General features: G+C 70.5%; 18 protein-coding genes and 1 tRNA gene. 8 read left to right on the forward strand and 11 right to left on the reverse strand.

The genetic code is table 11. From position 1 onward, the window contains the following. Positions 1–89 precede the first annotated feature (89 nt). The 5 genes from ACLJTM_RS05470 to ACLJTM_RS05490 all read left to right on the forward strand — a co-directional run bounded on the left by ACLJTM_RS05470 (position 90) and on the right by ACLJTM_RS05490 (position 4,363). Positions 90–566 carry an Lrp/AsnC family transcriptional regulator gene (locus ACLJTM_RS05470; RefSeq protein WP_411102293.1) on the forward strand — a complete coding sequence of 159 codons (477 nt, stop codon included), beginning with the start codon at positions 90–92 and terminating at the stop codon, positions 564–566. Positions 567–607: 41 nt separating this feature from the next. Continuing rightward, entirely contained in the window at positions 608–1,255 is a 648-nt protein-coding gene (locus ACLJTM_RS05475; protein ID WP_411102165.1) for an ABC transporter permease, read from the forward strand. Then, positions 1,248–2,495 carry a betaine/proline/choline family ABC transporter ATP-binding protein gene (locus ACLJTM_RS05480; RefSeq protein ID WP_411102166.1) on the forward strand — a complete coding sequence of 416 codons (1,248 nt, stop codon included), beginning with the start codon at positions 1,248–1,250 and terminating at the stop codon, positions 2,493–2,495. The genes ACLJTM_RS05475 and ACLJTM_RS05480 overlap by 8 nt, the downstream gene beginning before the upstream one ends. Continuing rightward, positions 2,492–3,373, forward strand: coding sequence for an ABC transporter permease (locus tag ACLJTM_RS05485; RefSeq protein ID WP_411102167.1), 882 nt, complete (start codon positions 2,492–2,494; stop codon positions 3,371–3,373). Before ACLJTM_RS05480 ends, ACLJTM_RS05485 begins: the two co-directional genes overlap by 4 nt. A gap of 99 nt (positions 3,374–3,472) precedes the next feature. Next, positions 3,473–4,363 carry a glycine betaine ABC transporter substrate-binding protein gene (locus tag ACLJTM_RS05490; RefSeq protein WP_411102294.1) on the forward strand — a complete coding sequence of 297 codons (891 nt, stop codon included), beginning with the start codon at positions 3,473–3,475 and terminating at the stop codon, positions 4,361–4,363. Between the two features lie 128 nt (positions 4,364–4,491). On the opposite strand, the gene ACLJTM_RS05495 is transcribed toward ACLJTM_RS05490, so the two are convergent. Continuing rightward, complete coding sequence (locus tag ACLJTM_RS05495; RefSeq protein ID WP_411102168.1) at positions 4,492–5,289, reverse strand: S16 family serine protease; 798 nt, start codon at positions 5,287–5,289, stop codon at positions 4,492–4,494. 61 nt (positions 5,290–5,350) lie between these two features. Next, positions 5,351–5,992 carry an IclR family transcriptional regulator gene (locus tag ACLJTM_RS05500; protein ID WP_189747270.1) on the reverse strand — a complete coding sequence of 214 codons (642 nt, stop codon included), beginning with the start codon at positions 5,990–5,992 and terminating at the stop codon, positions 5,351–5,353. A gap of 375 nt (positions 5,993–6,367) precedes the next feature. Between ACLJTM_RS05500 and ACLJTM_RS05505 the strand changes: the two genes are divergently transcribed. Then, complete coding sequence (locus tag ACLJTM_RS05505) at positions 6,368–7,390, forward strand: hypothetical protein (protein ID WP_411102169.1); 1,023 nt, start codon at positions 6,368–6,370, stop codon at positions 7,388–7,390. A gap of 155 nt (positions 7,391–7,545) precedes the next feature. On the opposite strand, the gene ACLJTM_RS05510 is transcribed toward ACLJTM_RS05505, so the two are convergent. From ACLJTM_RS05510 to ACLJTM_RS05520, 3 genes are all read right to left on the reverse strand, one after another. Continuing rightward, complete coding sequence (locus ACLJTM_RS05510) at positions 7,546–9,330, reverse strand: DEAD/DEAH box helicase (RefSeq protein WP_411102170.1); 1,785 nt, start codon at positions 9,328–9,330, stop codon at positions 7,546–7,548. Between the two features lie 116 nt (positions 9,331–9,446). Continuing rightward, on the reverse strand, positions 9,447–9,869 hold the full coding sequence (locus tag ACLJTM_RS05515; protein WP_411102171.1) for a type II toxin-antitoxin system death-on-curing family toxin: 423 nt from the start codon (positions 9,867–9,869) through the stop codon (positions 9,447–9,449). 403 nt (positions 9,870–10,272) lie between these two features. Continuing rightward, a complete protein-coding gene (locus ACLJTM_RS05520; protein WP_411102172.1) occupies positions 10,273–11,802 on the reverse strand; it encodes an MFS transporter in 1,530 nt (509 codons plus the stop codon). A 239-nt stretch (positions 11,803–12,041) separates the two neighbouring features. Here ACLJTM_RS05520 and ACLJTM_RS05525 point away from each other — a divergent pair. Both ACLJTM_RS05525 and ACLJTM_RS05530 read left to right on the forward strand, forming a co-directional pair. Then, positions 12,042–12,113, forward strand: a tRNA-Cys gene (locus ACLJTM_RS05525). Between the two features lie 206 nt (positions 12,114–12,319). Further along, positions 12,320–12,961 carry an SLATT domain-containing protein gene (locus ACLJTM_RS05530; RefSeq protein WP_411102173.1) on the forward strand — a complete coding sequence of 214 codons (642 nt, stop codon included), beginning with the start codon at positions 12,320–12,322 and terminating at the stop codon, positions 12,959–12,961. A 463-nt stretch (positions 12,962–13,424) separates the two neighbouring features. Here the strand turns inward: ACLJTM_RS05530 and ACLJTM_RS05535 are convergent, their stop codons facing one another. Genes ACLJTM_RS05535 through ACLJTM_RS05560 form a run of 6 tightly spaced genes read right to left on the reverse strand, consistent with a single transcriptional unit; the run spans position 13,425 to position 20,173 of the window. Then, positions 13,425–14,150 carry a hypothetical protein gene (locus tag ACLJTM_RS05535; protein ID WP_411102174.1) on the reverse strand — a complete coding sequence of 242 codons (726 nt, stop codon included), beginning with the start codon at positions 14,148–14,150 and terminating at the stop codon, positions 13,425–13,427. Then, the gene (locus ACLJTM_RS05540; protein ID WP_411102175.1) at positions 14,147–16,477 is read right to left on the reverse strand and encodes a hypothetical protein; all 2,331 of its coding nucleotides are present in this window, start codon (positions 16,475–16,477) and stop codon (positions 14,147–14,149) included. The genes ACLJTM_RS05535 and ACLJTM_RS05540 overlap by 4 nt, the downstream gene beginning before the upstream one ends. A gap of 30 nt (positions 16,478–16,507) precedes the next feature. Then, positions 16,508–16,930 (reverse strand): hypothetical protein, encoded by a 423-nt coding sequence (locus tag ACLJTM_RS05545; RefSeq protein ID WP_411102176.1) that lies wholly within the window; start codon positions 16,928–16,930, stop codon positions 16,508–16,510. A gap of 49 nt (positions 16,931–16,979) precedes the next feature. Further along, positions 16,980–18,161 (reverse strand): type VII secretion-associated serine protease mycosin, encoded by a 1,182-nt coding sequence (gene mycP / locus ACLJTM_RS05550; RefSeq protein WP_411102177.1) that lies wholly within the window; start codon positions 18,159–18,161, stop codon positions 16,980–16,982. A gap of 21 nt (positions 18,162–18,182) precedes the next feature. Next, positions 18,183–19,667, reverse strand: a complete 1,485-nt coding sequence (locus tag ACLJTM_RS05555) for a WXG100 family type VII secretion target (RefSeq protein ID WP_411102178.1) — start codon at positions 19,665–19,667, stop codon at positions 18,183–18,185. Then, on the reverse strand, positions 19,667–20,173 hold the full coding sequence (locus ACLJTM_RS05560; protein WP_411102179.1) for a hypothetical protein: 507 nt from the start codon (positions 20,171–20,173) through the stop codon (positions 19,667–19,669). Before ACLJTM_RS05560 ends, ACLJTM_RS05555 begins: the two co-directional genes overlap by 1 nt. Positions 20,174–20,296 lie beyond the last annotated feature (123 nt).

Below are 20,296 nucleotides of genomic sequence, written 5' to 3' on the forward strand. Positions count from 1 at the left end.
TTTCCCCTGTACAGACTGTCCAGGACAGTCGGAGGATGGCTGAAACATCTGTGCACTATGACCACCCCGAACGCACCCCGGAGGCAACCGTGGGAATCGACGACCTCGACGGCCGGCTGATCGTCCTGCTGGCCCGCGAGCCCCGGATCGGGGTGCTGGAGGCCTCCCGCCGCCTCGGCGTGGCCCGTGGCACGGCGCAGGCCCGGCTGGACCGGCTTCAGTCGAACGGAGTCATCCGCGGGTTCGGCCCGCAGGTCGACCCGGCGGCCCTCGGGTACCCGGTGACCGCCTTCGCCACGTTGGAGATCAAGCAGGGCCAAGGGGCGGACGTACGGGCCCACTTGGACGGGGTGCCGGAGGTGCTGGAGCTGCACACCACGACCGGCCACGGGGACATGCTGTGCCGGCTGGTGGCCCGCTCGAATGCCGACCTCCAGCGGGTGATCGACCGCGTTGTCGGATTTGATGGGATCGTTCGGGCTTCGACAGCGATTGTCATGGAGAATCCCGTTCCTTTGAGGATCATCCCCTTGGTCGAACAAGCGGCCGGGGACGACGACCGCTGAGCCCGGCGGCGCCGGACGGACACAGGACGGGGTGACGCCGCGTGAGCTTCTGGAGCTACCTGTACCACCGCCACCAACAGCTCCTCACCGACGCCTTCCAGCACGCCAGCGCGGTCTTCCAGTGCATGGTCATCGCCACCGTGATCGGCATCGGCATCGGCCTGGTCAGCTACCGCAGCAGCTGGGGCGGGAGCCTCGCCATCACCTCCACCGCCACCCTGCTGACCGTCCCCTCCCTCGCCCTCATCGGCCTGCTCATCCCCCTGGTCGGGCTCGGCGTCGCGCCCACGGTGATCACCCTGACGCTGTACGGGCTGCTGCCCGTGGTCCGCAACTGCATCGTGGGCCTGCGCGGCGTGGACCCGGCCCTGGTCGACGCGGCCAAGGGCATCGGGATGTCGCGCACCGCGCAGCTGCTGAAGGTGGAGCTCCCGCTGGCCTGGCCGCCGATCCTCACGGGCATCCGGGTGGCGACGCAGATGCTGATGGGCATCGCCGCCATCGCCGCGTACGCCTCGGGGCCCGGCCTCGGCAACGAGATCTTCCGCGGCATCGCCTCCCTGGGCAGCGCCAACGCCATCAACCAGGTGCTGGCGGGAACCCTCGGGATCGTCGTCCTCGCCCTGCTCTTCGACGCCGCCTACGTCCTGCTCGGCCGTCTCACCATCCCGAGGGGAATCCGTGTCTGAGTCGACCCCGGCCCCGGCCTCCACGTCCGGCGCCACCATCCAGCTGGAGAACCTCACCAAGCGCTATCCCGGCAACCCGAACCCGTCCGTCGACGACGTCTCCATGGAGATCAAGGCGGGCGAGACGGTGGTGTTCGTCGGCCCCTCAGGATGCGGGAAGTCCACCACCCTCAAGATGATCAACCGGTTGATCGAGCCCTCCTCGGGCCGGATCCGGATCGGCGACGAGGACGTCACCGACATGGACCCGGTCAAGCTGCGCCGCAAGATCGGCTACGCGATCCAGTCCTCCGGGCTCTTCCCGCACATGACGGTCGCCGAGAACATCGCCCTCGTGCCGAAGATGACGGGCTGGTCCAAGACCGGGGTCAAGGACCGGGTCGAGGAGATGCTCGACCTGGTCGGGCTGGATCCGCGCGAGTTCCACGGCCGCTACCCGCGCCAGCTCTCCGGCGGCCAGCAGCAGCGCGTGGGCGTGGCCCGGGCGCTGGCCGCGGACCCGCCCGTCCTGCTGATGGACGAGCCCTTCGGCGCCGTCGACCCGATCACGCGCGACCACCTCCAGGACGAGCTGATCCGGCTCCAGCACGAACTGCACAAGACGATCGTCTTCGTCACCCACGACTTCGACGAGGCCATCAAGCTCGGCGACCGGATCGCGGTGCTGCGGGAACGCTCGCACATCGCCCAGTTCGACACCCCCGAAGCCATCCTGACCAATCCCACCGACGACTTCGTCTCCGGCTTCGTGGGCGCCGGGGCCGCACTGAAACGGCTCAACCTGACCCGCGTACGGGACGTGGAGGTCGCCGAGTTCCCCACGGTGTCGGTCGACGACCCGCTCCAGCAGATCTTCAACACCCTGCGGGGCGGCTCCACCAACGAGCTGCTGATGCTCGACCGGCGGGGCCGGCCCTACAAGTGGCTGCGCCGCGGCGACCTGATGCGCGCCAAGGGCTCCCTCGCCCGGGCCGGCCAGCTGGTGCACGACACCGTGACCCGGGACGCGACCCTGCACGACGCCCTGGAGGCGGTCCTCCTCGACAGTGCGGGGCGGGTCGCGGTCACGGGCCGGCGCGGCGAGTACATCGGGGTCGTCGACATGGAGACCCTGATGAACTCCGTCCAGGAGATGCTGGAGGCGGACCGGCTGACGGCCGCCGAGCACCGGCACGACCTGGAGGAGCTGCGCCATCACCGGACCGAACAGGAGCTGGAGGGCGGTGCGGGCGGCTCATGACGAACACACCCCCCGGCGCGTCCCCCCGGCGGCCGCCCGGAGAACGCCCGCCCGGTGAGCACGAGGTGCAGGGCCATGCCTTCCGCGACCTGCTCGCGGAGGACCGGCCCGGTACAGGCGTCCCCGCCCCCGTGCCGACGCGCGCCCGCCGGATCACCTGGCGCCGGCTCGTCGTCGTGCCCGCCGTCCTGGCGCTGGTACTGCTCGCGCTGTACCTGTGGGTCGACTCCCTGACCCTCGACCCCATCGAGCAGAACTCCCTGGGCAACGGCAACGTCCGGCTGCGGCTGTGGCAGCACGTGCGGCTGACCGCCATCTCCACCTTCTGGGTGCTGATCATCGCCATTCCGCTGGGCATCGCCCTCACCCGCCGCCGGCTGCGGCGCGCCGCCCCGCTGGTCACCGCCGTCGCCAACATCGGCCAGGCCACGCCGGCGATCGGCCTGCTGGCCCTGCTGGTCATCTGGCTCGGGATCGGCCCGTCCACCGCGATCATCGGCATGGTGGCGTACGCCGTGCTGCCCGTGCTGTCGAACACCGTCGCCGGGCTGCGGGCGATCGACCCCCAGCTGGTGGAGGCCTCGCGCGGGATCGGGATGTCGCCGATGGGCACCCTCGGCATGGTGGAACTGCCGCTCGCGGTCCCGCTGATCCTGGCGGGCGTACGCACGGCCCTGGTGCTCAACGTCGGCACGGCCACCCTGGCCACCTTCGGCGGCGGCGGCGGCCTCGGCGACCTGATCACCTCCGGGATCCAGACGCAGCGGATGCCGGTGCTGATCGTGGGCTCCGTCCTGACCGTGGTGCTCGCCCTGTTCGTGGACTGGCTGGCCTCCCTGGCCGAGGCGGTCCTGACCCCGCGCGGGCTGGAGGCGTAGATGCGTACCTGCGGCGTCGGTGCACGGGGCAGGGCCCTCGGTACGGCGGTGCTCGCCGCGGCCGTGCTGGCCGGCTGCGGGCTCAAGAGCGGCTCCCCCATGGTGGACGAGGTCACCCCGGGCAAGCTGGGGCAGGGCGAGCCCCTCAAGGGCGCCTCGCTCACGGTCACGTCGAAGAACTTCAGCGAGAACATCGTGCTCGGCCAGATCCTCGGGCTGGTCTTCAAGGCCGCCGGGGCCGAGGTGCTGGACCGCACGAACCTGCCCGGCTCGATCAGCGCCCGCGAGGCGGTCGCCCAGGGCGACGCGGACGCCATGTACGAGTACACGGGCACGGCCTGGATCACCTACCAGGGCCGGACGGAGCCGATCGACGACCCGCTCAAGCAGTGGGAGGCGGTGCGGGCGGGGGACGTGAAGAACGGGGTGGCGTGGCTGCCGCCGTCCACGCTCAACAACACGTACACGCTCGCCATCAGCAAGAAGAACAACGCGAAGTACGGGTTGAAGACCCTCTCGGACGTGGCGGAGCTGGCGCGCAAGGACCCGTCGGCGGTGACGCTGTGCGTGGAGAACGAGTTCGCCTCGCGCGAGGACGGGCTGCCGGGCATGGAGAAGGCGTACGGGATGAAGATCCCGGCAGGCAACATCCGGAAGATGGACGCCGGGATCATCTACACGCAGGTCTCCAAGTCCGATTCCTGCCTGCTGGGCGAGGCCTTCACCACGGACGGCCGGATCAAGGCCATGGACCTGGACACCCTCGCCGACGACCGGAAGTTCTTCCCGAACTACAACGCGGCGCCCGAGCTGAACGCGAAGACGCTCGCCGCCCACCCGGCGATCGCCGGACTGCTGGCGCCGGTGACGAAGAAGCTCACGACCGAGGTGGCGCAGGAGCTGAACGCCAAGGTGGACGTGGAGGGGCAGGACCCGCACGAGGTGGCGAAGGACTGGCTGCTCAAGGAGGGGTTCATCAAGGAGGGCTGAGCCCGCGGCCGCCCGGCGGGGACCGGCCGGGGCTGCGGGACGGGGCGGGGCCGGGTCGGCAGGCCGGGGCGCGGCCGGATCGGCAGGACGGGGCCGCGGCCGGGTCGGCAGGACGGGCCGCGGCCGGGTCAGCAGGACGGGGCCGGCTGTCCCCGGTTCAGTGCGCGCAGCGCGTCCACGGCACCCGACAGCGTGGTGACGGGCACCAGTTGCAGGCCCTCGGGCAGTTCGGACGCGGCGTCCGAGCACTCGGCCTTCGGTACGAGGAACACGCTCGCCCCGTCCCGGCGGGCGGCCTGGGTCTTCAGGGCCACCCCGCCGACCGCGCCGACCGTTCCGTCCGGGTCGATGGTGCCCGTACCGGCGACGGTGCGGCCGCCGGTGAGGTCGCCGCCGCTGCCGTCGCCGTCGAGCTTGTCGACGATGCCGAGGGAGAAGAGGAGTCCGGCGCTGGGGCCGCCGACGTCGGCCAGGTTGAGGTCGACCTTCACATCCGCGGGGTTCTTGTGGAGATATCCGAGGGCGGCCTCGGCGGCGGTCGACTGGGACTTGGCCATCTCCTCCAGGTTGTGCTCCTCGGTCTCCTCGGTGGTCTTGCCGGAGGGGTAGATCGCCTCCTTGGGCATGACCGCCCGGTCGGTCCGGAACCAGCTGTCGACGAGCTCGCCCAGGTCCACCTTCTCGGACGGGCCCGGGGCCTGGATGGTGGTCATCAGGAGCTGCCCCCGGGTCTCCCGGACGGGGGCGCCGGTGACAGTGATCACGTTCTTGCCGTCCCGGGCGCCGAGCACGTCGGCCGTCAGCCCCGGCTGGGCCAGCACGAAGGGCAGGGGCGCGAAGGCGGCCGCCGCGAACAGGGCCAGCACGGGCACGGCGCAGACGGCCAGGGCGGCGGGACGCGGCAGACGTGAGAGGCGAGAGAGCACGCCGCCAATCTAGCGGTCCCTCCCGCCCGCGCCCCACAGCACCAGGGCGAAAAAGGGCGGCCTAGCGGAGCGCGTCGGCGACCTCGCGCGCCGCGTCGACCACCCGCGGCCCGACCCGTTCCGGCACGGCGTCGGAGAGCATCACGACGCCCACGCTGCCCTCCAGCCCGGTGATGCCCACCAGCGGCGCGGCTGCGCCACTGGCGCCCGCTTCCAGCTCCCCGTGGGTCAGGGTGTAGCCGGGCTCGATGAGGGAGCCCTGGCGGGCGGCCAGGATGGCCCGGCCGGCGGCCCCGCGGTCCAGCGGGTGGCGGAAGCCGGCCCGGTAGGCCACGTGGTAGTCGGTCCAGGTGGGCTCCACGACCGCGACGGCGAGGGCTTCGGTGCCGTCGACGAGCGTCAGGTGCGCGGTGGCCCCGATGTCCTCGGCGAGCGACCGCAGCGCGGGCAGGGCCGCCTCGCGCACCAGCGGGTGCACCTGCCGGCCGAGCCGGAGCACCCCGAGCCCCACCCGGGCGCGCCCGCCGAGGTCGCGGCGGACCAGGGCGTGCTGCTCCAGGGTGGCGAGGAGCCGGTAGACCACGGTGCGGTTCACACCGAGGCGGTTGGAGAGCTCGGTGACAGTCAGACCGTGGTCGGTGTCGGCGAGCAGTTTGAGGACCCTGAGTCCTCTGTCGAGAGTCTGGGAGGTTTCCGCGGTCACGACGCCTCTCCCTCTTTCGGTGAGCGGCGGTGACTCTCGTGGTGGCGCGCTGCCGGTCCCGCGGCAGCGCACGGAGAGGCCGCCGGTAGCGGCCATGGCACCGGCTGCGCTCCCGCGGCGGCGCTGCCACGGTGCGTTCGATGCGGGGACAGTAGCGAGCAGGTCCGCTCAGCGGAAGGGCTCGTCCAGAATCCGGGCGCCTGCTACCCGTTTATGCCCTTTGATGATCGCCACCGGTGTCAATTCGTGACCTCTCTTCACCACAAGTTCTTTACAACCCCAATACTCTGAGCATGTTCAAAACGACATCAGTCTGGGTCCGGGGGGGACGTGCTCTGAGCACGCCCGGGGCCGCACGGAGGGAACCCACCACTCATGAACATCAAGCGCCTGGCCGTTGTGGCCGCCGCCGCCGTCGTCGGCCCCACGGTCCTGATGGCCACGCCCGCCATGGCGGACGAGGCCCAGAACCCGGCCGTCTCCACCCCGGACGCGGCCCCCAAGGACGACGCGGCCGCCGCCGAGACCCCGGCGAAGGAGGCCCCGGCGGCCGAGACCCCGGCGAAGGAGGCCCCGGCTGCGGAGAAGCCCGCCGCCGAAGCCCCGGCCCCGGTCGTCCCGGCCCCCGCCGCCCCGGCCCCGGTCGTCCCGGTCCTGCCGCCCGTCGCCGAAACCCCGGCACCGGCGCCGGTTCCGGCCGTCCCGCCGGTCACCGGTGCAGACGCGGAGCTGGACGAGGCCGACCTGATCGCCACGGGCCCCAAGCTCGTCCTCAAGGGCGTCCCCGGCAGCTTCAAGGCCGGCGGCGACTGGACCGAGTTCAAGGTCTCTGTCGACAACAGCACCGGCAAGCCGCAGAAGCGCTACGTGCTCGTGCTGGCCGTCGCCAACGAGGACCTTGAACTGCAGGGCCACGACGTCCGGGTCCAGGTCCGCTTCGGCGGCGCCTGGCACGATGTCGAGGTCTTCGACGACGGCGGCACCCCTGTGGCCGTGCTGACGGACGCCCTGCCCATCCCCGACAACGCCGTCCTCGACCTGCCGGTCCGCATCAAGTTCGCTGCGGGCGCGCCCGCGGGCGACATCGCCATCGCGGTCGGCGGCGGCAGCGGCGAGGACGAGAACGTCTGGTCCGACGCCGCCTGGACCGAGTCGAAGATCGTCAAGGGCGGCAACACCACCAAGCCCAACGGCGGCTCCAAGCCCGTCGAGCAGGCCGGCCACGTCACCGCCCCGGCCAACGGCACCGGCACCGGCACCGGTAACACCGGCGGCCAGCTCGCCGAGACCGGTTCCGACGCCGCCACCACGTGGGCGCTCGGCGCCGGCGGTGTCGCGCTGGCCATGGGCGCGGCCCTCGTCGCCGGCACCGGACGTCGCCGCCGCCCGACCGCGTGACCCGTAGCCACACCCCGTAGCCACACCCCGTAGCCACGCCCTGTAGCTGCCCCGCAGTCCCACCCGACGGGTACACCGCGTAGGAACACACAGCGGCGGGGTCCGTGCGAACCTCCGCACGGACCCCGCCGCTGTCTTCCTCGGCCGGGAGGCCGTCACCGCATGCGGGTGGCCCACTCCTGGACCTTCTTGATCCGCTCGCGCAGCTGCCCCGCCGTGGCCTCCGCGCTCGGCGGTCCGCCGCACACCCGGCGCAACTCCGTGTGGATCACGCCGTGCGGCTTGCCGCTCTGGTGGACGTACGCCCCCACCATCGTGTTCAGCGACTTGCGCAGCTCCAGCAGCTCCTTGTGGGAGACCACCGGCCGCCGGTCCGCGGGCAGCTCCAGCAGGTCCGCCTCGGCGTCCGGCTTGCGCCGGCTGTGCGCGATCTGGCGGGACTGGCGCTTCTGCAGCAGCATCTGCACCTGATCGGGTTCCAGCAGGCCCGGGATGCCGAGGTAGTCCTGCTCCTCCTCGCTGCCCGGATGCGCCTGCATGCCGAACTCGGCGCCGTCGTAGAGGACCCGGTCGAAGACCGCGTCGGACTCCAGCGCCTCGAAGGACATCTGCTCCTCGTCGCCGGTGTCCTCGTCCTCCAGCTTGTTCGCCTCGTCCATCTCCTTCTCGGACTCGGCGTACGGGTCCTCCTCGCCCTGCTTCTTCGGCTTGTCGAGGACGTGGTCGCGCTCGACCTCCATCTCGTTGGCGAAGCCGAGCAGGTAGGGAATGGTCGGAAGGAACACGGACGCGGTCTCGCCGCGCCTGCGCGATCGCACGAAACGGCCCACGGCCTGCGCGAAGAACAGCGGGGTGGAGATGGTCGTCGCGTAGACGCCGACCGCCAGCCGCGGTACGTCGACGCCCTCGGACACCATCCGGACTGCGACCATCCAGCGGTCCTCGTTCGCGCTGAAGTCATCGATCCGCTTCGAGGCCCCGGTGTCGTCGGACAGGACGACGGTCGGCTTGCTGCCGGTGATCTCCCGGAGCAGCTTGGCGTAGGCGCGCGCCGAGTCCTGGTCGGAGGCGATCACCAGACCGCCGGCGTCCGGAATGCCCTTCCGGACCTCCGTGAGCCGCTGGTCGGCGGCGCGCAGCACGTTCGGCATCCAGTCGCCCCGCGGGTCCAGCGCCGTGCGCCAGGCCTGCGAGACCGCATCCTTGGTCATCGGCTCGCCGAGCCGGGCCGCGATCTCGTCGCCCGCCTTGGTGCGCCAGCGCATGTTGCCGCTGTAGGAGAGGAAGATGACCGGCCGCACGACGCCGTCGGTCAGGGCGTTGCCGTAGCCGTAGGTGTAGTCGGCGGAGGACCGGCGGATCCCGTCGTTGCCCTCCTCGTACGCGACGAAGGGGATGGGGTTGGTGTCGGACCGGAAGGGCGTGCCCGTCAGGGCCAGCCGCCGGGTCGCCGGGTCGAAGGCCTCCAGACAGGCCTCGCCCCAGGACTTGGAGTCGCCGGCGTGGTGGATCTCGTCGAGGATCACAAGGGTCTTGCGCTGCTCGCAGCGGTTGCGGTGCAGCATCGGGCGCACCCCGACCCCGGCGTAGGTGACGGCGACCCCGTGGTAGTCCTTGCTGAGCGGCCCCGCCGAGTACTCGGGGTCCAAGCGGATCCCTATCCGGGCCGCCGCGTCCGCCCACTGCTTCTTCAGGTGCTCGGTGGGGGCGACGACGGTCACCTGCTGCACGACGTGGTGGTGCAGCAGCCAGGAGGCCAGGGTCAACGCGAAGGTGGTCTTGCCGGCGCCGGGCGTCGCGACCGCGAGGAAGTCCCGCGGCTGGGTCTCGATGTAGCGGTCCAGCGCTCCCTGCTGCCAGGCGCGCAGCTTGCTGGCCGTACCCCAGGGGGCACGGCCCGGGAAGGCGGGTGAGAGGTGGTGGGAGGCGGTAGTAGTCACGGTCTCCGGTTCGGCTCTCGGTGGCGGTCGTACGTAGGACAACCGGGCCACCTTACCGGCACGGGCCCGCCCCTCATCGGGGGACAGGCCCGTGACCTGGACGGGTGCGGCGAGGGTCACATCGCGCGCAACCGCCCGGCGACGGCGGCCACATCGGCCTCGCGTCCGGCCGCGACATCGATGACCAGGGCGTACGCCGCTTCCTGATCGGCGTCGGCGAGGCCGATCCCGTTCACGGCGAGGAAGGTCGCGGCGGCCGGCCATGCGGTGCGCTTGTCGCCGTCGACGAGCGGATGGTTCACCGCGATGCCGTGGAGCAGCGCAGCGGCCTGCGCGTACGGGTCGCCGCAGGCGGCCGTGCCGAACATCCCGCTCCGCGGCCGGTGCACAGCCGCCTGCGGCAGCCGGATGCCGAAGCTCCCCCGGCTGTGCCGGGCCAGGCAGGCGTGCCGGGCCGGGCAGGCGTGCCAGGCAGGCGTGCCGGGCCGGGCAGGCGTGCCGGGCCAGGCAGGGCCGGGCAGGGCAGGCATGTCGGGCATGCCGGGCAGGCGTCCCGGGCCAGATCGAGCCCTCGGCGAGCGTGAGGTGCCCGGCGGGGGCGGGGCGGTGGCGCAGGTGGGACCGGCGGCGGAGGCGTCGGGACGGGACCGGTGGCGGGGGCGTCGGGACGGGATCGGGGGCGGGGCGTCGGGGCGGGTGTCCACGTCCGGGTCCACGTCCGGGTCACTCCCCCAGCCGCTGCGGCAGCGCACCGTGCCGCGCGGCGAGCCGGCCGGCGGCTTCCCCGACCCGTTCCCGCTCGGCCCGCAGGTGGCCCCGTACGGCGTCCCGCGCTCACTCCTCGGGCGGCGTCCGCCCGGTGGCGTCGGCGAGGTCGGCGAGTTCCGCGCGCTCGCGCTCGGTGTCGGACATCCGGATGGCCAGCTCGTTCACGCGGGGAGGCTAAACGGTGTCCGGGACGGCCCGCACCGGGTTTCCGGCCGCGGGGGCGGCGGCATCCGCGGGGTCCGTGGAGGCGGAGGGGTCCGTCGGCGGATCCAGCCGGGTCGCGACCCAGGCGCCCAGCAGTGCCACGGCCGCCATCGGCAGGAAGACCACCACGAAGGCGGCCGGGTGCGAGGCGCCGCCGCCCTCGGCGGGGGCGTGTCCGGCGCCCACCGTGCCGCCGCCCAGCGCGGCGAAGGCGGCCCCTCCCGCCGCCAGCAGCACCACGTTCGCCAGCGCGTCCGAGATCTGCAGCGCGGCGGAGTTGGCCCCGGCCTCCTTCGGCGCGGACAGCTTCAGCAGCAGCACGCTCGTCGAACCGATCACCAGGCCCATCCCGAGGCAGCCCACCGCCCAGGCCAGCGCCAGCGTCCACACCGGGACGGCCTCGATCAGCACGGCCGGCGCCGCGGCGATGGCGACGGCCACCATCACCATGCCGCCCACCATCAGCCGCGCCCGGTACGGGTCCATCCGCCCCTTCGACTGCACCCACGACCCGCCCGCCCAGGTCAGCCCGCCCAGCGCGAGCGAGAAGCCGGCCATCGTCGGGCTCAGCCCCCGCTGGGTGACCAGCATCAGCGGTACGAAGCTCTCCGCGGCGATGAACGACCCCGCGGCCACCCCGCGCAGCAGCACCACCGATGGCAGACCGCGCCGCGCCAGGTACGTTCCGCGCGGCAGCAGCCCGAGCACGGCCGGGACGAGCAGCGCCGCACCCAGCACGGCCGGGACCAGCGACAGCCACCGCAGGTCCTGCGCGGCGTACTGGAGGAGCCCCGCCCCGGCCGAGATCCCGAAGGCCAGCCGGATCCGCCGCCGGTCGAAGGCCGCCGGCTCGCCGCCGACCGGGCCGGAGGCGGTGCGCCGTATGGCGGGCAGGGCGACGACGAGCGGTACGACGACCAGCGCCGGTATCGCCAGGAACACCCAGCGCCAGCCGAGGTGCTCGGTCACGGTCCCGGCGGCCAGCGGACCGACGATCGACGGCACCACCCAGCTCGCCGCGAAGGCCGCCATGATCGCGGGGCGCAGCCGCTCCTCGTAGGCCCGGCTGACGACCACGTACAGGGCGACGATCACGAGCCCGCCGCCGAAGCCCTGCACGGCCCGGCCGAGCACGAACACCCACATCGAGCCGGCGGTCCCCGAGAACACCAGCCCGGCGGCAAAACACCCGATGCCGACGGTCAGCGGCCGCAGCGGCCCCTGCCGGTCGGCCCACTGGCCGGACAGGACCATGCCGAAGAGGCTGGTGGTGAAATAGGCGGAGAAGGCGAAGGCGTACAGCCCGATCCCGTCGAGCTCGCGGGCGGCGACGGGCATGGCCGTGCCGACGGCGGTGGCCTCGAAGGCGATCAGGAACACGACGGAGATGATCCCGACGCTGAGCGCCCGGTACGCCGGGTCCAACACCCCGCCGCCCGGGGGCGGGGTCGGCGGGGCCGGTGCGGTCTTCTCGGGCACGCGGGGTTCGAGGGCGCTCATCGCCCCAGCGTAAGGTGCGTAGCCCCGCCGCGACCCTGTCCATTCGACGGATCCCGCCCTCAGCCCGCAGACCTAGGCCGCCTCGTTCGGACCGTGCCGGGGCCCGGCCCGCCCGAAGGCTGCGGGGCGGCCCGGCGTCCCCGCTGTGTGAACGGGGCATGGCAGTCGTATTGCACGCCCCGCGCACCCCTTCCCCCCACCGCGCCCGCCCCGTACGTTCGTACCCGTCACCACCACACAGCCGTGTGCCCGAGTGGTTGAGGGACTCGCCTGCAAAGCGAGTTACGCCGGTTCGATTCCGGTCACGGCTTCTGATGGCTAGACCAGGTGAATCGAAAGGTTGGCACCCCAGAGGGGTGCCAACCTTTCCTCATCCGTCTCACTTCCCGTCTCAGCCAGGGTGCAAGCACGGCCAGACTCAACGCCCGCGCCGCGTGGGTGTTGCCAACCGCCTCTCTCCGACTCTTGCCCCGGCCACGCCATGCGGCGGGACGCAATTAGGGCGAGAATGAGAGACGTGACGCATCTGTCGATGCGGTCGCGATCCTCCCGGCATGTGCACACTCAACCGTGGTTCAACCCTGCCGTGGTGATTCCCATGCCCGATCCACAAAAACCCCATCCCGATGGCTCGGCCTATCGGAGGCTCGAAGCCTGGTGTCATGACATGCGCATGAGTTACTGGTTTCACGAGTGCACGGCGACATCGTTCAGCAAGCGCGGCCGTTACCTAGCCGCTGGGGCATTCATCCTGTCTACCCTTGTCGGCGCAGCGATCTTCTCCACCCTGGAGTCTCTGCCTTCGATGGGTTGGAAGATCACAGCCGGTCTGTTGAGCGCCCTCTCTGCGGTCTTGACTGGGATTCAAGCCCTATTGAAGTATCCCGAGCTAGCCAGCCTCCACCACCAAACCGCCGCTTCCCTGTTCCCACTGATACGTCGAGCCGAAATAGAGCTCGCCCAAGGACCGCCGTCTCCAGATACATTAGAGAGCATCGGCGAGGAGTGGGGAAAGATGCAATACGATATGCCGGACGTGTCAGAGCGAATTAAGCGCCGCATATCAAAAAGGGTGGATCAGCAAATCGCTTCCGCCGAACAACGGAGTCGTGGCGAATCTCAAACCCGCCGCCTCGGGACTGACCCCAATCTGACGTGAGACCAATGAGGCGAGGGCTCAGCCGCCCAGCCACGGTGGCCAGGTGGCCAGCCCCGGGGCAGCAGCAATGCACGTTGCCGCCAGGCGATTTCACCTGACTTGCTTCGTCGTGTGACTTCCACTTCAGACCGTCGACCTGCTGCGCCACGTCGGTCCGCGCCGCGTCGAATATGTGCTGACAGCGCGCGGCCGTAGCCGTCATAGACCGCCCCATGAGGCCCGTCACGGTCCGCTCGGACGCTGAGGATGAGAAGCATCGTGGCCACCGTGCGCCGCGCGTCGTGCGGCCGCCGGCCACGAACCCCCGGGAACATTCCGGCGCGGACCTGACCGGAGGAATGCAGCCCCGGAGTACGAGTGCCCGCCTCCGACTCCGACGACCCCGGAGGCGCCGGGAGACGCCGGACACCCCGTCGCACCCAACGTCAGTCAGAGCCAAACCGACGGCCACCTCGCCCGCGCCTCACCTACGGGGGCTCTCGCTCGGCTGCGCGCCAGCAGGGGGTGCCGACTTCGGGAGGGCGGTCGGTCGGGACGGGAGACCGCCGCCGTCCGCGCAGCGCAACTCCCGCGCGACGGTCAGGGCTGCCGCATGCGCGATCACGCGGTACTCCTGTGTCAGGCTCTGCCGGTCCTCGGTCTCCCGGCTTCGATCCTCCTCGAATCGGGCTGTGATCCTCAGAGGCACATCCCGCGTGGAGCCTGCCCGCGGACTCACGCAGTCGAACTCGATCTCGTACCCAGCCGTCCTGGGCTGACCTACAACGCCAGTGCGAAGGGCTGCGCCTTGCATGTCGTCGGGGACGCTCTCGTGCTTTCTGGAGGCAATGAACACCATGTGAGCCTCCAGGTCCTCCCCCTCCCGGGACGACTTCACCTCACACTCCCCATTCGGCATGTTCCTGGCCTTTCCCCCTGCCCGGTACGCCACCTCCATGGCCTTGGCGACTTCCACCGCGCCGGAATCCCGCTCAGGGCGGGCGGCTTCGAACACGGTTGACGCCAGCAGCCGCTCCAGTGCTTGCCCGGCCGCCGGAGAGAAAAGGGTCCCCCCACAAACCTCTGCCACCGGGACAATCCTCGGCAACGCCTGACCGGGACCTTCCTCCGAGGTGCCGGGATACGCCGCACACGCTGCCGCACACAGCGCCAGCAGTGCCACGCCGACGGCCGCCCGCCCGCGCTTCACGGCTTTTCTCCCGTCTCCGGGGCGTGCCCTTGCTGGGCGGCAAGCGAGTTGCCGTTCCTGTAGCCGATGTTCATCGACTCGATCAACTCCCTTCCCAGCACGCTCGTCCCACTCACGCTGCGGCGCTCCATGAACTGGTTCAACGGAGTCTCCACACTGCGTTCACCGGCCTGGAACATCGCCCTGGTGCTCGCATGCGTGGCGTCGTCGACCTTGTCCTTTTCCTTCTCCACCGACTTGTCCGACCACTCCGTGATCGCCGACGAAGCAGCTTGTTCCACTGCGCCGCTTCCCCAATCGATGGCCGTCGGCACTACAAGCGCCGCTACTCCGACACCGACGGCCGAGCCCGGGATGAGTGCCACTGCTCCGCCGACAACGGCAGACGTACCGAACTCGATCCACCCGCTGCGTTTTTCGACGGCCTTCTCGTACTCCTCATGCTTCTTCTCCGCTTCGGCGCCGAGCTGGCCGGCACGGGATTCGTCGAGCATGCCCTGCGCTTCCGCAGTGATGGCGATGACGGACCGGGCCCGACCTTCGTCCACCCGACCGTCGTGAAATCCCTGCGCCTCCAGCACCGACGCCCCATAGATGCGTTCGGCGACGGTGACGGTCGCCCAGGAATCCGGGTGCTGACCCAAAGCGCTCAACAGGTCCCGTGCGTCTTCACGGCTCAGAGTCGCGTGATTCGAGGCTTCGTCCAAGGCCTCGAAAACGCCGCCGCTGGCATTGTCCGTGAGACCCCGATTGACATCGTCGATATACCCGGCCGTCATGCGGCCGAGACTGTCGGCAAGGGACTCGTGCCGCTTGAGGAGCCCGGTATCGCCCCCGTACGCATCGACCACCGCTTCCATGATGTGCGCGGTGTCGGCAGTCTTGCGCAGTACCGGCGCCGGGTCGTCCCAGGCGTGCCCGAGTGTTGCGGCTTCCAGCGCATGCCCCAAGGCATCGGGCATGTACTGCCGGGCCTTCTCCACGCCCTTGTCGTTGATGTCGTTCGAGTCGGGCAGGGAGGCGTACTTCTCGTCGGCGAAGTAGTCCAGGTAGTTCGTGACGCCCTTGCCGAGTTTCGGCACCCCGGACGTGACCGTGCCGTCCTGGTTGTACGCGGGCAGTTCGTCGCCACTGCGTGTGAAGAACTCCGTCGCGGCCTCCGGGCTGTGCCCCAGGGCCTCGAGGAAGCTGTTCACGGGATCGAACCCGGCTCCACTGCCCCCGGACGGATTGAACTGGGTCTGAGTCCAGCCGTTGACCGGCTTGTTCTGGAAGAAGAACTGCTTGTCCTTGGACTGCACTTGGATGACGTGATCCGCGAGGGGGACGAGGAACCGTGCGTCGTAGTTGCCGTACCTCATGATGCCGCCGAGAAGCTGGTAACCGAACGGATGGTTCCCGTCGTGGGGTAACAGCGGAATCCGCTCCGTTCCCAGACGCCGCAGGTCCTGGGCGAAGCGGTCCGGAAGATGCCGGGGGTTGTCGGGGTCGGTGGCGGTCGCCAGGTTGAGTCCCAGGTTCGTCTGCAGGTCCTGAATGTCCTTCAGCCGCTCCTGGTCGTAGCCGCGGGCCCCCGTGTCGATGGAGAGCTGCCCGTAGAACTGCAGTGCCCCCTTGGGGCCGAGCGCCCCGTAGAAGGCCGTCGAGAACTCGGGCACGGACTGGTTGTCCGCGAGAAGCTCGTTCAGTTCTACCAGCTCCTCGTGGCTGAGGTCGCGGCCCTTCTTTGCGAGCGCGGAAGCGCGACCGGCCTGTTCGACGTCGAGGCTGCCGTACGTGGGCGGGCTGAAATTGTGGACCTCCGTGAGGTTGGCGGCCAGAAGGCGGGCCAGCGACTGGTCCGTGTCGTCGCACTGGTCGACGATCGCGTCGATCTTCTGCTGCCACAGTCCGCGGTTCTCCCGGAGGGAGCGCTGGTAGTCGGGGTCGTGGCGGGCGGCGTTGCGTTCGCCCTCGGTGGCCAACGGGACCGCAGTGACCCGGCCGACTGCGTCGACCTGGAATCCCGCCGCAGGGGCCTCCTCAGCGGCGATCTTCTTCAGCTGCTCCTTGGACGACCGGAAGACGGCGAGGCCCTCGGTCAGACCCTGGTGAACCCCCTTGGCCGCCTCGGCCGCGTCGTCGAACTCCTTGGCCGTCTTGGCGACGAACTCCCGCCCCACCCCGGCAGTGACCCCGGCCCACTGGGCCTTGTCCGCCTTCGCCTTCATGCCGTTGCGGGCCGACTCCGCCAGCTCGTCCAGCTTCTCGGCCATCTCCTTCCAGTCGGTGGCGGCCTCCTGGAGCTTGTCGACCGGTGCGTTGATCACGTTGTCGTACGTCAGCACGTTCGGTTAAGCCTTCCCGTTGCGCCCGCTCTACTGGAGGTACTGGTCAATCGCCGCGCTGGCGAAATCCACCTGGAGGTGATGCTCATCCTTGGCGTGCGAGCGGAGCGAGTAGTTCAGGCCGTTGGAGACGTTCGCGCAGGCGGCCACGAGGGTCTTCACCTGGCTCTCCCAAACGGTGTGTGCCTTCAGCAGGGCCGCGCCGGTCGCGAAGCCCTCCTTGGTGAGGGCCCCGGCGGCTTCGGAGGTCGTGGTGGCAGCGTGCTTGCCGTCCGCCAGCAGCCGGGAGTGCAGCGTGTGCGCCGCGGTCCCGATCGCGCCGATGTGGTCCTGGTTCAGGTCGAGGTCGCCGCTGTCGCCGCTTCCGGGCTCGACGGTCACCTGGTTGAGCCTCATGGACACGTGGGCGGCGGCCGTGGCGCGCGCCGCCAACCATTCCTCGTCGAACGACATCGCGTGCACTCCTGCGGGTGTCAGGTGGAACCGGACGGGTGGGAGCCGGTCAGCTGTTCCTGCGCCGTACGACGACTGCGGTGACCGCTCCGCCGATCAGCAGGCAGGCCCCCAGCCCGAGGGCGATCCAGGGCAGCGCGCTGCCGTCTTCCTTCTCCTTCGCCGCCTCGGCCCGAGGCCCGGACTCGGGCGCGTCCGACGCCTTCGGCGTCGAGGAGGGCGACGTGCCGGCCGCGGCGGCGGCGAGGTCGGGCAACGGGAACACGTCCGCGGGGCCGGGGTCCCCGGGGGTGGGGACGGCGATTCGAGGGCGTACGACTCCGTAACCGACGAAGTCGTTGCGTTCGGTGCCGTCCACGGGCTTCCCGGCGGTGTTCAACAGCACGCGCAGGACCTGGTTGTTGGTCCAGTCGGGGTGCGCGGACCAGAGGAGGGCTGCCGCAGCGGAGGTCAGGGCCGTGGCGTCACTCGTGCCATGGTTTTTACAGAGGCCCGTTTTGGCTGTACAAGCCGTAACGATGTTCGTGCCGGGCGCGGACATGTCGACCTGCGGACCGTGCTGCGACTCCTTCGTAGGCTCACCGTCAGCGTCCACCGCCCCGACCCCCACCACACCCGGGGTCGCCGCGGGATAAAGGAGTTCGTTGACCGTCTCTCCGTCGTTGCCGGCTCCAGCAAAGATCAGCTTGCCCTTCGACAGGGCGTACTTCACCGCCTCGGCCCGACCTCGGTCTTCCTCAGGCTTGCTCTGAGTAGCCATGGAGATATTGATGATTTTGGCATCGGAGTCAGCTGCATACCGGATGGCCGCAACCCACGACGGGGTGCTCGCTCCCTCCAGCATATTGGGCACCCGGATCGGCAGGATCTTGGCTCCCGGCGCCAACCCGTATGCGCCGTCACCACTGGGGTGCCTACCGGTACCGGCAATGATCGCCGCCATCGTCGTGCCGTGACCGTCATAGTCGTTGTCCGTGTCACCGGGTGCATCTCCAGCAGGAAAGACTGCGCCAGGAACAACCTGCCCCTCAAGTTCCGGGATGCGGTTAACTCCGCTGTCGATCAACGCGATGGTGACGCCCTTGCCAGTGCTGATCTTCCAGATGTCGTCCGCCTTCATGGCGTCGAGATGCCACTGCTGCGAGCGGATGGTGTCCGCGTGGGCCGGAGTCGCGGCGACCCCGACCAAGAGCAAGCCCACCAGGGTCGAGGTCGCTTTACGCATGCGCATCCCGTGCAATGTCCGTTCCGCTCAGTCGATCACGGGCGGAACAACGCGACGGTTGCTCTGCCAGGTCTCTTCGTCCTCGGCCAGGTAGTCGGCGCGCCCGCCCCCCTGATCCTCGCGACGCTGGCCGGGCGTACGCGTGCCCGCACCTGCATGGCCCATGGCACCCGCTCCCGCGCCACCACTGCCGTTCCGGACGAGGCCCGAGCCGCCCTGGGTGAAGTGCTGGCCGCCCGCCACCGGACGGCCACCCGCCGCGGCCCCGGTCTGGCGGCCGCCGACGACCCCGCCTGACTCCGTGGCCAGCCGACGGCCCATGGGGGAACCAGCCTGGCCAGCGTGTGCGCCCCCGACTCCGTGACCCATGCCTCCGCCCAGTCCGCGACCGAGCCCCTGCTGTCCTTCCGCCCCGATGACCGTGCCGCGCGGGAGGCCCTGGGCGGGGCCGGTGGAGGTCACCGGCCGGCCCCCGGTGATGCCGGTTTCACGAGGAGGCAAGCCCAGGGGTCCGACCAACTTGCCGCTTGCGCTGCCGGGGCCCGTCAGGGTCGGGAACGGACCGAAGGGACTGCCCCCACCGGGCCTGGCCATCCCCACGACCGGCAGGCCCGGCATGGGGCCGACGGGCCCAACGGGGCCGGGGCCGACGGGTGTCGGCCCGGCCGGGAGGCCCGTCGTCGGGGGCAGGGTCGGGTTCGGAAGTGTCTGGACGTGGTCCAGGCCGACGTTCACCTCGCGGTCCGGCACCCCGGACAAGGGGGGCAGCACATGACTCGTCGCCGGTGGAGGAGTCGTGTCCGCCTGCGGGAGGCGCCCGGGAGCAGAACCCGGTTCCCGGTACCCGTCACCGGCTCCACCGGGCGCGACACCCGAGGAAGCGGGCCCGTCTACTGCTCCGCTGGACCCGCCGCCCGGCCTGGCCACCCCATTGTCGCTGTCTACACCCACCGGAACCAGAGCCTTCGGAAGCGTCGGAAACGTAGGAAGCGTCGCCTTGTCCATCTCCGAGGACGACGTCTCGTAGCGACCTGCCAGCTTGTTCATCGCGTCCACCGCCCGGGCGTGGTCGCCGTTCAGCTTGCGCCACGCCTCCTGGCCGAGTTGTACCGCGTCCGGGTCGTTGTGGTACTCCCGGGACGTCTCCAGGTTGGACTTGAGCGCGGCTTCACGCGACGCGCTGTACGGGGGCATGGCGCCCTTGCCGTCGGCGTCCGGCTTGACCTCGCTCATGATCTGGGCGGCCTCGGTCATCTGCTTGCCGCCCGCGGCGCTGTAGTCGGCCAGCACCAGCGTGGCGCTGCCCATCTTGTTGACCCACTCCTGGAAGGCCTCGGCGGCCTCGCCTTCCCAGCCCGTGACCTTGTGCTTCTTGAGCTTGTCGCCGATCTTTCTGATCGCGTCCGCAGCGTCGGTGAGCTGTGTGCCTCTCGTCCGAACCGCTGCCGGATCGATCGAGGCGATCATCGCGTGCAGCTGCGCGTGCGTGTAGCCCTCGAAATCGCCGGCCATCAGACCACGCCGCCCTTCTTCGTACCATTGACGCTCGGCGCGTTGGGCGTGGTATCCGGCTTCTTCGCGTAAGGGTCGCGTTCCGGCACGTACTGTTCCCGCGCCTCCTTGGCGATGGCCAGCATCCGCCGCTTCGTCTCCTCGTCCACCCCGTCGTAGCCCTTGCCCGCCGACATGATGGCGATGCCCAGGGCCTCGATCTGCCCCGCCAGGCCCTTCGACAGCTTCTGCAGCTCCGAGTGGACGGTGTTGTACGACTTGTGCAGGGTGCCCGCCTGCGTGAAGTCCGCGGTGCCGAGCGCGGACTGCGGCAGGGTGCCGTCGGCCAGTTTGCCGTGGTCCGCCGGGGACTTCTCCAGCGAGACGAGGAGGTCGTCCACGAGGACCTTGTAGTCCTTGAGCGAGTCGTACTCGACCCGCAGGGCCGCCGCCTGCGCCAGGACCGCGTCTGCGATCCCCGGCGTGAGGTTCTGTCCCAGCAGTCCCGGCCCGTTGTCAGCTGCCACGATGGCCTCCCCGACTTCCCGTCTCCCCGTGGGCGCGGCGTCTCCGCCGCTCCCCGTCCCCGTCGGCGACCGTTCGCACGCGCGCGGGAACGGCCCCGCCGATCACTCTAGCGACCGGCACCA

Origin of the sequence: Streptomyces sp. cmx-4-9 (assembly GCF_046548835.1) — a bacterium.
In the GTDB taxonomy this organism is placed as follows: Bacteria; Actinomycetota; Actinomycetes; order Streptomycetales; family Streptomycetaceae; genus Streptomyces.